Here is a 12834-nt window from a genome sequence, read left to right on the forward strand (position 1 = left end):
CGCCCCATCGGGAGGTGTAGGCCGGGTCGGCGGCGATGATCGCGATACCCGTCTGGTCAGCCATCGAGGTGAGCCGGGCCCGGAGCTTGCTCGTGGGCATGCCGGAGATGAGCTTGCGGAAGCGTTTGCGGCGGCCGTGTTTCTCCCGGGTCTTGTCGGCTTCGAAGTCGAGGTCTTCGATGGCGATGGCGTGCACACCGCAGGCCCTGGCCCAGTGCAGTAGCCGGGTCAGGGCGTGGCGGATCTGGGCGTCGCGATGCTCGGCGTTGCCGGACAGGTCGTAGGTGAAGCGGCGAGGGCTGCCGATCGAGTTGCCGTGGGTGTCCAGGCGCCAGGCGGCCAGGTGGTCGGCGTTGCTGTCCACGCCGATTACGCCGTAGGCGAGTGCGGTAGCCATGGGCACGGTCGGGGCTTGAGGAATCTGCCAGGAGGCGGTGATGTACCAGCGTCCGCGTTGCGCGTCCAGGTGGATGCGGTAGGCCACGGCCCGGTTGGCCTCGATGCGATCCCGCCATTCCACCCCGCGGTGGGCGAAGGTCACCCGGCAGGTGAGCACGTAGCGGCCGTGCGGCGCGTTCGCATGGTGTGCCAGCGGCACGGGCAGCTTGATCGATACCTGGCCGTCGGGGGTGATGCGGATGGTCTCGTTGCCGTGACGTTTGCCGGACTCGCCGTCGGCGGCCAGGAACCAGCGCTCGGCCTGCCACCTGTTCCGCCACTCGGACTCGGTGAGTCCGGCGGCGTCCAGGTGGTGCCGGGTGCGGGCCAGGCGTTTGCCGCCCCGCACCACGCGGACCCGCCCGGCTTGGTGGTCAGCCTTCCGCCGTTTGAGCCGGTCTTGCAGGAGGTGCAGGCGGCGGGACTTGGCGAACCACTCCTGTCTGGAGCGGTAGCCGCCCGGCTCCTTGCGGGTTCCTTTCCTTCCGACGGGCAGGGACAGCCGACGGATGAGCGTGGCGATGGCGGCCTGAAGGTCGCGGATGTGGTCGGCCTGGCCGCGGCGGGCCAGCGCCCACTGATCGTGGGAGGTTTTGGTGATGGCCCCGGCCCAGCGCGACGACGACTGCACGGTCAATTCACGCTTACGCGCCGCCCAGGTATCGGAACAGTGCCCCAGCCCATCGGCGCACCTGGTCTTCAGATCGGCGGAGGCCAGCGCGCCCAGATGCGCGCCGACCAGGCACAGTACCTGCTCGTCTGCGGGGGTGAGGTGCTTGAGCCGGTCACGGACGGCGACACCGGACGGGCCGGGCACCACGAAGGAGGAGGCGATCGGGCGCAGCTCAGCCATGCCGGAGGGCCTGCGGTGCGGCGCAGTCGGCGACTGAAGGGAGGGCGGAGGCGCGGCGCACTGCCGATGCCGCTGGACGGCGGCCGAACAAGCACGGTCGCATGACGAGCATTCGCCCCCTCTCCAGCTTTCACGTTGCGTGGCCACAACGATACCAAGAGTTGAATCCGCCGGGTAGAACATATGCGCGGCAAGCGCCGGTGGACACGCACTGTGGCGATGGCGTAACCAGCGTCGCATCGAACACCAACAGCTCCGCACCCCCCGGCCAGGCCGCTTTTCCGGGAGACGTAAGCTGAGAACGTGACCGTTGCCCCTGAAGGCCGAAAGCTCCTCCGCCTGGAGGTGCGTAACGCCGAAACCCCTATCGAGCGCAAGCCCCCGTGGATCAAGACCAAGCTGAAGACGGGCCCCGAATACACCGAGCTGAAATCGCTCGTGCGCCGGGAGGGCCTGCACACGGTCTGTGAAGAGGCGGGCTGTCCCAATATCTACGAGTGCTGGGAAGACCGCGAGGCGACCTTCCTCATCGGCGGCGACCAGTGCACGCGCCGCTGCGACTTCTGCCAGATCGACACGGGCAAGCCGAAGGAGTACGACCGCGACGAGCCGCGCCGCGTGGCCGAGTCCGTGCAGCAGATGGGCCTGAAGTACGCGACCGTGACCGGTGTCGCCCGCGACGACCTGCCCGACGGCGGCGCCTGGCTCTACGCCGAGACGGCCCGCCAGATCCACGGGCTGCTGCCCGGGTGCGGCGTCGAGCTGCTGGTGCCCGACTTCAACGGCAACCGCGACCAGCTGGAGGAGGTCTTCTCCAGCCGGCCCGAGGTGTTCGCGCACAACGTCGAGACGGTGCCGCGGATCTTCAAGCGGATCCGTCCCGCGTTCCGCTACGAGCGGTCCCTCGCGGTGATCACGACGGCCCGCGAGGCCGGGCTGGTCACCAAGTCCAACCTGATCCTGGGCATGGGCGAGACGCGCGAGGAGGTCGTCGAGGCCATGCGCGACCTGCACGCGGCCGGCACCGACCTGCTGACCATCACCCAGTACCTGCGGCCCACGCCCCGGCACCATCCGGTGGAGCGGTGGGTGAAGCCCGAGGAGTTCGTGGAGCTGCAGGCGGAGGCCGAGGCCATCGGGTTCGCCGGTGTGCTCTCGGGGCCGCTCGTGCGCTCGTCGTACCGGGCGGGCCGCCTCTACAAGCAGGCCATCGAGGCTCGCCAGACGGCCTGACCTCCCAACCTCCAGCCCCGGGACCCGTACGGTCCCGGGGCTGCTTCGTACCCGGCCACGCTCATGGCACCGCCACCACAAAATCGTTCGAAGTCCTTTGACGGCTGGTTACTGTTTGCGGCATGCCGGAGTCTTTCGATCAACTGTCCTTTGACGGCCTCCCGTCGGCATCTCGCGATGAGATGGTGCCGGGATTGCGCTACATCGCCGGCTGGCTTGCTCCCGACGCCTGCGCGTCGTTGCTTTCATCCCTCGACGCCGCCGAGTGGTCGACACAACTGCGACGACGAGTGCAGCACTACGGCCACCGCTACGACTACGGCCGCCGAAGCGTGGCGAGGGATCCCCTGATCGCCGCCGCTCCACCGATCCCGGGATGGGCACGACAGCAGGCCGTACGCCTGGTCCGCGAAGGAGTCATGGACAGCGAAGCGAACCAAGTGATCATCAACGAGTACCGGCCGGGGCAGGGCATCAGCCCACACGTCGACTGCGTGCCCTGTTTCGGCCCGGTCGTCGCCGCGATCTCCCTGGGCTCCGCCTGCGTCATGGACTTCACTCATCCTGCGGACGGTACGAAGGTGGCGATATCTCTCGCCCCCGGCAGCCTGTGCGTCATGTCAGGACCCGCCCGATACACCTGGCGTCACAGCATCGCCGCACGCAAGAGCGACCCCACCACGGCAGGCCGCGTCCCGCGCACGCGGCGCGTGTCAGTGACCTTCCGCACGGTCAACGACCCGGCACCGTAACCGGGGCTTTCGGCTCCTGTCGGTCGTGGCCCATCACAGGCAAATGTTGCCAATGCGGCACTAGCATGGCAGGCAGGCGACCCCGGGAGCGGACATGGCGGTTCTGATCCGCACGAGTGACCTGCCCGCCAAGCGACGTCACGACGCCTGGCGGAGCATCGTGTGTGACACGCTCGGCCCGCTCGACTGCAGGATCGCCCCCGGCGCCCCGCTGCGGGGCGAGATCGTGACCGGCGGGCTGGGCTCGGTCACCGTCGGCCGGATCCGTACGTCCACGCCTCACAGCGTGCACCGCACCCCGGGCATGATCGACAGCGGCAGCCCCGAGATGTACCGCGTCGTGCTGGCCCTGGAGGGCAGCCCGCGGCTCTCCCAGGACGGGCGGGACGCGCAGCTCAGCCGGGGCGAGTTCACGATCTACGACTTCACCAGGCCCTACGAGCTGGCCTACGACTCGGCGGTGCGGCTCGCGCTGTTCAGCTTCCCGCGCGACCTGCTCGCGCTGCCGTCCGGCGCCGTGGACGCGCTCGCCGCCGTCCCCATCACCGCCGAGACAGGCGCCGCCGCGCTGGCCGTGCCGCTGCTGCGCCGGGTGGCCGAGGACATCGAGACGTACCGGCCGGGCAGCGCCGCCAGGCTGTCGGGCATCGTGACCGACCTGGTCAGCACCGCCGTCGCCGAACGCGTCGAGCTGACGCGGGCGTTACCGGAGGACTCCCGGCAGCGCGTGCTGCTGATGGAGATCCACGCCTTCATTGAGCAGCGGCTGGGCGACATCAGCCTCGACCCGGCCACCGTCGCCGCCGCGCACCACATCTCTGTGCGCTACCTGCACCGGCTGTTCGAGGCGGAGCACACCACGGTGGCCGCCTGGATCCGGCAGCGGCGGCTGGAACGGTGCCGCGCGGAGCTGGCCGCGGGCGGCACCCGGTCCGTGAGCGAGATCGGGGCCCGGTGGGGGCTGCCGGACTCGGCCCACTTCAGCAGGCTCTTCAAGAGCGCGTACGGGATGCCGCCCGCCGAATACCGGCGCCTGAACACCGTGCTGAACACCGTGCGCTGAACGTCAATCCGCCTGGCACCCAGATCCAAGACCGGCACCCCCTTCGATCGGCAGACTGAAGGCACATCGAAGGAAGGGATGAGGAAAATGCAGCTGTTCGTCAATCTGCCGGTCAAGGATCTCGAGCGGTCGAAGAAGTTCTTCGCCGAACTCGGCTTCAACCTGTTCGGCATGGCCGAGGGCATGGCGTCGGTGATCATCAGTGAGCAGACCCAGGTCATGCTGCTGACCGAGCCGACGTTCGGCTCGTACATCACCAAGGAGATCGCCGCCGCCGACACGGCCACGGAGGCGATCCTGGTGCTGGGCATGGAGAACCCGGCCCAGGTGGACGAGCTGGTGGACAAGGCGCTGGCGCTCGGCGCCACCCCGACGGGCGTGAAGCAGGAGGACGGCATCCGCTACCAGCGCGGCTTCGCCGACCTCGACGGACACCACTGGGAGGCGCTGTGCCTGGCGCAGCCGGCCGCCTGAGCGGCAAGGCGATCTCGGCGGACGGGACCGTCATCGCCTTCGACGGCTACGGCGAGGGGCCCGCGGTCGTCCTGGTCCACGGCGCGTTCGGGGTGCGGGGCCACGTCACGCTGGCCGGCGTGGCGGCCGCCCTGGCGCCGTGGTTCACGGTGTACGACTACGACCGCCGGGGGCGGGGCGACAGCGGGGACACCCAGCCGTACGCGGTCGAGCGGGAGATCGAGGATCTGGCGGCGGTCATCGAGGCGGCGGGCGGGTCGGCCATGGTGTTCGGGGGCTCGTCGGGGGCCGCGCTGGCGCTGGAGGCCGCGGCGCGGAATCCGGCCGTCACGAAGCTGGCCCTGTGGGAGCCGCCGTACCACGTGGACGGCAGCGCGCCCCCGCTGCCGGACGACTTCGCCGCGCGGCTGGAGGCGCTGGTGAGGGCGGGCAGGCGGGGCGAGGCCGTCGAGCGGTTCATGGTGGAGGCGGCCGAGGCGCCGCCGGAGGCGGTGGCCGCGATGCGCGCGCAGCCGTCCTGGGCACAGCTGGAGGCGCTGGCCCACACCCTCGCCTACGAGGCCGCCGTGCTGGGGCCGGGCAACGCGCTGCCCGCCGGGCGGCTGGCCGCCGTCAGGCAGCCGACGCTGGTGCTGAACGGCGAGGACAGCCCCGGGTGGATGTCGAACGCGGGGCTGGCGGTCGCGGCGGCCGTGCCGGGCGCGGTACGGCGGGTCCTGGAGGGCCAGGCGCACAACGTGGCCCCGCAGGCGCTGGTGCCCGAGCTCCTGGAGTTCTTCGCCACCGCCTGAGCCCTCCGTCTGAGCCCTCCGCCTGAGCCCCCATGAGCCCCGCCCGAGCCTCAGTTGGGCCCCGCGCGAGCTGGTGGAGACTGGGCTCGTGGACTTCGACGAACTCATCGCCCGGCTCGACCTCCGCACCAAGGTCCGCCTGCTCACCGGGGCCGGCATGTGGTCGCTCCCGCCGCTGCCCGAGATCGGCCTCGATCGGCTCGTCATGAGCGACGGCCCGATCGGCGTACGCGGCGAGCAGTGGAGCGCGGTCGATCCCTCGATCGCGCTGCCCAGCCCGACCGCGCTGGCCGCCACCTGGGACGTGGACCTGGTCCGCCGGGCGGGCCGGCTGCTGGCCCAGGAGGCCCGGCGCAAGGGCGTGCACGTGCTCCTCGCCCCCACGATCAACCTGCACCGCTCCCCGCTCGGCGGCCGGCATTTCGAGTGCTTCTCCGAGGACGCGTACCTGACGGGCGAGATCGGCGCCGCGTACGTCGAGGGTGTCCAGGAGGGCGGGGTGGCCACCACCCCGAAGCATTTCGTGGCCAACGACTTCGAGACCGACCGCTTCACCGCGGACGTCCGGGTGAGCGAGAAGGCGCTGCGCGAGGTCTATCTGCGGCCGTTCGAGCGGGTGGTGCGGGCCGGGGCGTGGGGCCTCATGACCGCCTACAACTCGGTCAACGGCACGACCATGACCGAGCACGCCGAGCTGGTGAACGGGGTACTGAAGGGCGAGTGGGGGTTCGACGGGTTCGTGGTGTCGGACTGGACGGCGGTGCGTACGACCGAGGCCGCGGCGCTGGGCGGCACCGACGTGGCGATGCCGGGTCCGCACGGGCCGTGGGGAGAGAGGCTGGAGGCCGCCGTGCGGGAGGGGCGGGTGCCCGAGTCGGTCGTGGACGATCGGGTGCGCCGCATCCTGCGCCTGGCCCACCGCGTCGGGGCCCTGCACGGCGCGGAGCCCCCACCCGCCGAGGAGCGACCCGCCGTCGACGGGGTGGCGCTGGCGCGTGAGGTGGCCACGCGCGGCTTCACGCTGCTCACCAACGACGGCATCCTGCCGCTCAAGCAGGTCAGGACCATCGCCGTGATCGGGGCGGCCGCCGCCGAGGCGCGCGTCATGGGCGGCGGGAGCGCGCAGGTCTTCCCGGGCCGGATCGTCTCGCCGCTGCAGGGGCTCGGCGAGCGGGCCGAGGTCCGGTACGCGCTCGGCACCGACCCCCGGATCCGCCTGTCCCCGCTCCCCGGCCCGGCCACGGCCGCCTTCCTGGACGCCGATGGCGCGGTGCTGTCGGAGCAGCCGCTGGCCACGGCCGAGGCGCGGTGGATCGGCCAGTTGCCGCCGGGCGTGGACGGCGACCGGCTGGCGGCGGTCCGGCTGCGTACCACGTACACGCCGGACGTTTCGGGCGAGCACCAGCTGTCGGTCGCGGGTGTGGGCGCCTTCGCCGTCACCGTCGACGGCGAGAGCGCCTTCGACGAGAGCATCGGCCCGGACGGCGACGACCCCGCCATGGCGTTCCTGTCGCCGCCCGAGCGGCGGGTCAGCCTGCCGATGGCCGCCGGGCAGGCGTACGAGGTGGTCGTGACGCACCCGGCCGGGGCGTTCGGCGGGATGGCGTTCGTGTCCTTCACGCTCGGTCACGCGAACCCCGGCCCCGGCGAAGATGAGCTCATGGCCGAGGCCGTGCGGGTGGCGGCGGAGTACGACGTGGCGGTGGTCGTGGCCGCGACCACGCCCGAGGTGGAGAGCGAGGGCTTCGACCGCGCGGACCTCAGGCTGCCGGGGCGGCAGGACGAGCTGATCCGCGCGGTGGCCGCGGCCAACCCGCGCACCGTCGTGGTGGTCAACGCGGGTTCGCCGGTCGAGCTGCCGTGGGCGGAGGAGGTGGCGGCCGTGCTGCTCACCTGGTTCCCGGGACAGGAGGCGGGGGCGGCGCTGGCGGACGTGCTGTTCGGGGACGCCGAGCCGGGCGGGCGGCTGCCCACGACGTGGCCGCGGCGGCTGGAGGACGCTCCCGTGGTCGACGTGACGCCGGTGGACGGTGTGGTGGCCTATGAGGAGGGGACCTCGATCGGCTACCGGGCGTGGGAGCGCACGGGTCGCGCGCCGGCGTTCTGGTTCGGGCACGGCCTGGGCTACACCACCTGGTCGTACGACTCGATCGCGGCCGAGGGCACGAGCGTGACGGTGGCGGTCACCAACACCGGCGACCGCCCGGGCCGCGAGGTCGTGCAGGTGTACGTCGACGGGGCGCTGGCCGGGTTCGACGTGGTCGAGGCGGCCCCCGGGGAGACCGTGATCACGACCGTGTTCCTGCCCGAGCGGGCCTTCCAGGTCTGGGAGGAGGGCGGCTGGCGGACCGTCGAGGGCGTTCACACGGTCGAGGCGGGCCGCCACGCGGCCGATCCGCGCCTGTCCGCGACCGTGAAGATCTAGCCGGGCGCGAAATGACGGGGTCACGTTTTCCATACCGCACCTGTTGGTTTGTATCCTTCAGAGCATGGCAAAGTCCGAGGATCCAGAGAAGCCGGGGCGCATCAAGCAGCTCCGCATGATCGCGCAGATCATCAAGCAGGCCAACCCCAAGGGGTTGCCCATCGTCTTCCTCTCGGCGGTGGGCACGCTGGCTGTGGTCGTCGTGATCGGCCTGGTCACGGACTACTTGTGGTATTCGGTGTTCATCGGTGTGCTGGCCGCGCTCACGGTCGGATTGGTGGTCTTCGGGCAGCTCGCCCAGAAGGCCCAATATTCGATCCTGCACGGCCAGACGGGTGCCGCGGCGGCGGTGCTGCAGGGCATGCGCGGCAACTGGCAGGTCACCCCTGCCATCGCGGTCAACCGCGACCAGGACCTCATCCACCTCGTGGTCGGCTATCCGGGCGTCGTGCTGGTGTCCGAGGGGCCGGGCAACCGGGTGGCGAAGATGCTGGCGGCCGAGAAGAAGCGGGTCGCGCGGGTGGTCCTGGGCATCGAGATCTACGACATCCAGTGCGGTGACGGCGAGGGGCAGGTGCCGCTCGGCAAGCTGCAGCGCCACCTGATGAAGCTGCCGCGCAACCTCAAGAAGCCCGCGGTCAACGAGGTGAAGGACCGGCTGCGCTCGCTGCCGAAGAACATGCCGCTGCCCAAGGGCCCCATGCCCAAGGGCGCGCGCATGCCGCGCGGCCCCAAGATGCGCTAGTGCTGTCCTCCTCCGCACGGGCCAACCGCTGGTGGTGGGACGGCAACGCCGACGACTACCAGCTCGAACACGGCGAGTTCCTGCGTGACACCGGGTTCGTGTGGTGTCCCGAAGGCGTCGACGAGGCCGACGCGCACCTCCTCGGCGAGGTGCGCGGACGGCGCGTGCTCGAGATCGGCTGCGGGGCGGCGCAGTGCGCCCGCTGGCTGGTGACGCAGGGCGCGCAGGTGGCCGCCTTCGACGTCTCCCACCGGCAGCTGCGCCACTCCCAGCGCATCGACCTCGACACGGGGCTGCGCGTGCCGGTGGTCCAGGCCGACGCCGAATCGCTGCCGTTCGCCGCGGCCGCCTTCGACCTGGCCTGCTCGGCGTTCGGGGCGCTGCCGTTCGTGGCCGACCCGCTCGCCGTCTTCCGCGAGGTGCGGCGGGTGCTCAGGCCGGGCGGCCGGTTCGTGTTCTCGGTGAGCCATCCGATCCGGTGGGCGTTCCCGGACGATCCGGGGCCGCGCGGGCTGACGTCCGACCGGTCCTACTTCGACCGTTCCCCTTACGAGGAGCACGACGAACGGGGCACGGTCACGTACGCCGAGCACCATCGCACCATGGGTGACTGGGTGAACCTGCTGGTCGCCTCCGGGCTGACCGTCACGGGGCTGCTGGAGCCCGAGTGGCCGGAGGGGCACGAGCGGGTGTGGGGCGGCTGGAGCCCGCTGCGCGGCCGTCACCTCCCGGGCACGGCCATTTTCAGCTGCGCGCGTACCTAGCGGCCATGGCGTGGAAGACCTCCTTGGGCTCCCAGCGCCGCTCGTCGAGCATCCTGACCACGCCGTAGGAGCCCAGGTCGGCCTCGCCGGGCCGGTTGAAGGCGGCGAACGTGAACCACAGCGCGGTCTCCACCCCCTCCTGCTCGAAGACGTCCATCAGCTCGGTGAAGTAACGCACCTGCTCGCCCTCGTCGCGCACCGCGCCCTCGGGCACCACCCAGGCCGAGCCGCCGTGCTCCCCCGCGCCGCGGTACGCGCAGGTGCCGAACTCCGTCACGGCGACCGGTTTGCCGTGCTTGAACTGGGCGCGTAGCTCGTCCGCGAAGTCGTGGGCGTTGTAGGCGGCGCGGTAGGCGTCCACGCCCGCCACGTCGAACGGGGCCCAGTCGACCGGCTCCCACGGCGCCGAGGCGTAGCTCAGCCGGCCGCCGAACAGCGGCCGCACGGTCTCGGCCACCTTCGCCAGGTAGGCGTTGAAGCGCGGCATGACCTCCATGAGGGACGTCCACCACGCCATGTCGCCGGCCATCATGGCGCCGAGCCGGTCGCCGTACCCGTCGCCGTCGATGAAGCCGTGGCCGAAGGCGGTGATCTCGCAGCCGGTGACCAGCACGACCTCGGCTCCGTCGCGGCGCACCGACTCGGCGCGCCGGGCCGCGTCCGCGAAGACCTCCAGCATCGCGTCCTGGGTGAGGTCCACGGGGAACGGGGTGAACCAGATCTCCAGCCCGGCCGCCGCGGCCTCCCTGGCGGCCGCCTCGACGCGCTCGGGGTCGCGGCCGGAGATGCGTACGGACGCGCAGTGCAGGTCTTCCGCGATCGTCCGCATGTCGCGCCGGACGTCCTCGATGTGGAACGACCTGCGGCTCAGGCTGTCGCCCGGCAGGAACCCGACATCATAGTTGATCCCCTTTTTCATGATTTATCCCCTTTTTTACGTATGTGAGGCCGTGCTCCAGGAGGTCGAAGGCCAGCTCCACGTCACCCGCCAGGCGCCGGCCAGCCTCCTCCAGCGGCTCGCCCGTCGCGATGCGATGGAAGAAGGCCTCCTGGATGGTGGTGACGGCGGCGGTGATCTGCCCGGCCATGAGCTGCGCGGTCAGATCGTCGCCGGGGTAGGCCTCCCCGAGGGCCTCGGCCAGCTCGTGGCGCTCGCTCATGTGCATCGCGTGCAGCGCGCCCATCAGGGCCGGACTCGACCCGATCACCCGCACCCTGGCCAGCAGCGCCTCGACATCCACCGCTCCCGCGCCCCGGGCGGCCATCGAGCGGTAGTGCTCGCGCAGCGCCTGAAGGGGCGAGCGCCCCTCGCCCCGCCCGGCCACGATCGCCGCCAGGTCCTCCTTGACCCCTTCGGTGACGAGGCAGTCCTTGGTCGGGAAGTAGTTGAACAGCGTCACCTTGGCCACCCCGGCCGCCTCGGCGATCTCGTTGACGGTCACCGCGTCGTAGCCGCGCTCGTCGAACAGCCGCAGCGCCACCTCGGCGATCCGCCGCCGCGCCTGCTCCTTCTTCCGCTCCCTCAACCCCATGAGGGCAGCATAAACCGTACCGGGTACATTTTTGAACCCGGTACGGTTTTTTACTCGGCTACATGCGGACGACCATCGTGTTGGAGACGCGGTCGTGCACCCCGCGGTGGTCGCGGTCCCAGATCAGGGCGGGCACGGCCAGGCACAGGAGCACCGAGCGCACCAGCACGGGCAGCCAGCGCGGGTCGCCGCCGTCCATCGCGGCCACCCTGACGCCCGCCAGCCGGTGGCCGAACGTCTGCCCCATGAACCCGACCAGGATCAGGTATTGAACGGCGAAGACGGCCGCGGGCGCCCACGGCTGCTCGGCCGGGTTGATCCTGAGCAGCAGCTGCACGACGACCCACGTGCAGATCATCCAGTCGATGACCAGCGCGGCGATCCTGCGCCCCCAGCCGGCGATCGACCCGCTGCCCTCCTCGGGCAGCCCCAGGCGCTCCCCCGGGTATCCGAGATCGACCCCGGCGGACCTGACCCCGCCCAGCCAGGTCTGCGTCCACCGAGGCTCCTTGCTGCTCATGCTCTCAACGGTATCCGCCCGGTAGGCCGGTCGGCATCGTGACCCAACCGCGTCGCAGAACGGCCATCATGTACGCCATGCCACACGGGGATGACCTTGACGCGCGCTTCAACGAGCTGGTCGCGCAGATAGACGAGGAGCAACAGCGCAGGATGCGCGCCGCGGCCGTCAAAGGCGCGAAAGAACAGCGGCGTACCGACCGCTTAGCCAGGCGCGAGAGCAGGTCGGCGCGCTTATCCGGAGAATCCGGGGGACACGGGGACTACAGGTCCGAGCCGCGGCAGCGGATCGGGCGGGCCTGGATCGCGATGGCCGTGATCACCTCGCTGATCACGACCGCGGGTGTGATCGTGACCTTCCGCCCCGATCTGCTCACCTCGGGCGTCGTCGTGGACGACCCACCGGTGCCGATCGCCGAGCCGGCCGTCGAACCCGCCGGCAATCCGGCGGACGAAGCCGCCGAGGAGCCGACGGAGGGGGCGAGCGAGGAGCCGACGAGCCCGTTCGCCGGATCCCCCGCCGAGAAGTACGCCGAGGGGGCCGCCGGCTTCGCGATGCCGGAGGCGAAGGCGCTGGGCGGGCTGTCGAAGAAGGACGTCGCGAAGGGCCTGAAGCTGACCCGCGAGCTGATGGCGGCGGCCTTCCTCGACAAGAAGGCGGTCCTGGGCGGCAAGCCGTCGGCGTTCAGCAAGCTCCTGAGCCCCGACCAGCGTGACTGGTTCCTCCGGGACATGAAGAAGCACAAGGGCTCGGCGGCCTTCGTCATCCAGTTCGCCAAGGGCACGGCCGAGTTCTCCACCGATGTGATCAAGGTGCACGGCCGCGTCAAGCTGGGCACGTTCAAGGACCGCTGGCGGCGCGGCGTGGAGCTCAAGCTGAACCACATCGTCGTCTACGCCGTGCACCGCCCGGGCCGGCCGGACACCACGATCCGGGTCGTCGCCCATCCCAAGGGCCGCGTGTTGCTGTACCGCGAGGAGGGGCGGCTGGTCGCGTGGCCGCTGCGTTGGGGGGCGAGCAGCACCCCGGCGAGCTGCGACACGCGCGACGGCTTCATCCATCCCGAGTACGAGGACTCGCCTCGGGGTACGGTGGCGCCCACGGGACCGCCCACCGATCCGTATGAGCTGGAACGGGACGAACCCAAGGGCTGTGCGGCTTCGAAGGGCACCTGACCTGCGTAACATGTGCGAAACAATCGAGACACCACACGGAAACGGCCACGCCCTAGCGTCGGTATGATG

Annotated in this window: 13 protein-coding genes; 9 read left to right on the forward strand and 4 right to left on the reverse strand. The window is 70.9% G+C overall.

Features of this window, described 5'->3' with window-relative positions:
- Positions 1-1291 (reverse strand): IS200/IS605 family accessory protein TnpB-related protein (locus ACIHFD_RS39715; RefSeq protein WP_397371331.1); only part of this gene is annotated, 1291 nt, incomplete at its 3' end.
- Positions 1292-1594: 303 nt separating this feature from the next.
- Here ACIHFD_RS39715 and lipA point away from each other — a divergent pair.
- From lipA to ACIHFD_RS39755, 8 genes are all read left to right on the forward strand, one after another.
- A complete protein-coding gene (gene lipA, locus ACIHFD_RS39720; protein ID WP_350728831.1) occupies positions 1595-2524 on the forward strand; it encodes a lipoyl synthase in 930 nt (309 codons plus the stop codon).
- Between the two features lie 194 nt (positions 2525-2718).
- The gene (locus tag ACIHFD_RS39725) at positions 2719-3276 is read left to right on the forward strand and encodes an alpha-ketoglutarate-dependent dioxygenase AlkB (protein ID WP_397371332.1); all 558 of its coding nucleotides are present in this window, start codon (positions 2719-2721) and stop codon (positions 3274-3276) included.
- Between the two features lie 94 nt (positions 3277-3370).
- Positions 3371-4339, forward strand: a complete 969-nt coding sequence (locus tag ACIHFD_RS39730) for a helix-turn-helix domain-containing protein (protein WP_397371333.1) — start codon at positions 3371-3373, stop codon at positions 4337-4339.
- A gap of 78 nt (positions 4340-4417) precedes the next feature.
- Complete coding sequence (locus tag ACIHFD_RS39735) at positions 4418-4813, forward strand: VOC family protein (protein WP_397371334.1); 396 nt, start codon at positions 4418-4420, stop codon at positions 4811-4813.
- Complete coding sequence (locus tag ACIHFD_RS39740) at positions 4789-5604, forward strand: alpha/beta fold hydrolase (protein ID WP_397371335.1); 816 nt, start codon at positions 4789-4791, stop codon at positions 5602-5604. Before ACIHFD_RS39735 ends, ACIHFD_RS39740 begins: the two co-directional genes overlap by 25 nt.
- A gap of 88 nt (positions 5605-5692) precedes the next feature.
- On the forward strand, positions 5693-8029 hold the full coding sequence (locus tag ACIHFD_RS39745) for a glycoside hydrolase family 3 C-terminal domain-containing protein (RefSeq protein ID WP_397371336.1): 2337 nt from the start codon (positions 5693-5695) through the stop codon (positions 8027-8029).
- Between the two features lie 64 nt (positions 8030-8093).
- Positions 8094-8774 (forward strand): DUF4191 domain-containing protein, encoded by a 681-nt coding sequence (locus ACIHFD_RS39750; RefSeq protein ID WP_350728818.1) that lies wholly within the window; start codon positions 8094-8096, stop codon positions 8772-8774.
- The gene (locus tag ACIHFD_RS39755; RefSeq protein ID WP_350728816.1) at positions 8774-9538 is read left to right on the forward strand and encodes a class I SAM-dependent methyltransferase; all 765 of its coding nucleotides are present in this window, start codon (positions 8774-8776) and stop codon (positions 9536-9538) included. The genes ACIHFD_RS39750 and ACIHFD_RS39755 overlap by 1 nt, the downstream gene beginning before the upstream one ends.
- Here ACIHFD_RS39755 and ACIHFD_RS39760 read toward each other — a convergent pair.
- From ACIHFD_RS39760 to ACIHFD_RS39770, 3 genes are read right to left on the reverse strand one after another with little or no spacing between them, the layout of a single operon-like run.
- Positions 9519-10457 carry a hypothetical protein gene (locus ACIHFD_RS39760; protein ID WP_397371337.1) on the reverse strand — a complete coding sequence of 313 codons (939 nt, stop codon included), beginning with the start codon at positions 10455-10457 and terminating at the stop codon, positions 9519-9521. The two genes, ACIHFD_RS39755 and ACIHFD_RS39760, sit on opposite strands and share 20 nt — an antisense overlap.
- Positions 10435-11070, reverse strand: a complete 636-nt coding sequence (locus ACIHFD_RS39765; protein WP_397371338.1) for a TetR/AcrR family transcriptional regulator — start codon at positions 11068-11070, stop codon at positions 10435-10437. Before ACIHFD_RS39765 ends, ACIHFD_RS39760 begins: the two co-directional genes overlap by 23 nt.
- A 58-nt stretch (positions 11071-11128) precedes the next feature.
- On the reverse strand, positions 11129-11590 hold the full coding sequence (locus tag ACIHFD_RS39770) for an RDD family protein (protein WP_397371339.1): 462 nt from the start codon (positions 11588-11590) through the stop codon (positions 11129-11131).
- Positions 11591-11667: 77 nt separating this feature from the next.
- Between ACIHFD_RS39770 and ACIHFD_RS39775 the strand changes: the two genes are divergently transcribed.
- Positions 11668-12765 carry a hypothetical protein gene (locus tag ACIHFD_RS39775; protein WP_397371340.1) on the forward strand — a complete coding sequence of 366 codons (1098 nt, stop codon included), beginning with the start codon at positions 11668-11670 and terminating at the stop codon, positions 12763-12765.
- Positions 12766-12834: the final 69 nt, after the last annotated feature.

It is taken from the genome of Nonomuraea sp. NPDC051941 (genome assembly GCF_044593615.1).

Excerpts from the sequence above, each read along its gene's own strand:
- ACIHFD_RS39775 (WP_397371340.1), top strand. The coding sequence starts at position 11,668 with ATGCCACACGGGGATGACCTTGACGCGCGCTTCAACGAGCTGGTCGCG.
- ACIHFD_RS39765 (WP_397371338.1), bottom strand. The coding sequence starts at position 11,070 with ATGGGGTTGAGGGAGCGGAAGAAGGAGCAGGCGCGGCGGCGGATCGCC.
- ACIHFD_RS39760 (WP_397371337.1), bottom strand. The coding sequence starts at position 10,457 with ATGAAAAAGGGGATCAACTATGATGTCGGGTTCCTGCCGGGCGACAGC.
- ACIHFD_RS39730 (WP_397371333.1), top strand. The coding sequence starts at position 3,371 with ATGGCGGTTCTGATCCGCACGAGTGACCTGCCCGCCAAGCGACGTCAC.
- ACIHFD_RS39750 (WP_350728818.1), top strand. The coding sequence starts at position 8,094 with ATGGCAAAGTCCGAGGATCCAGAGAAGCCGGGGCGCATCAAGCAGCTC.
- ACIHFD_RS39735 (WP_397371334.1), top strand. The coding sequence starts at position 4,418 with ATGAGGAAAATGCAGCTGTTCGTCAATCTGCCGGTCAAGGATCTCGAG.
- ACIHFD_RS39770 (WP_397371339.1), bottom strand. The coding sequence starts at position 11,590 with ATGAGCAGCAAGGAGCCTCGGTGGACGCAGACCTGGCTGGGCGGGGTC.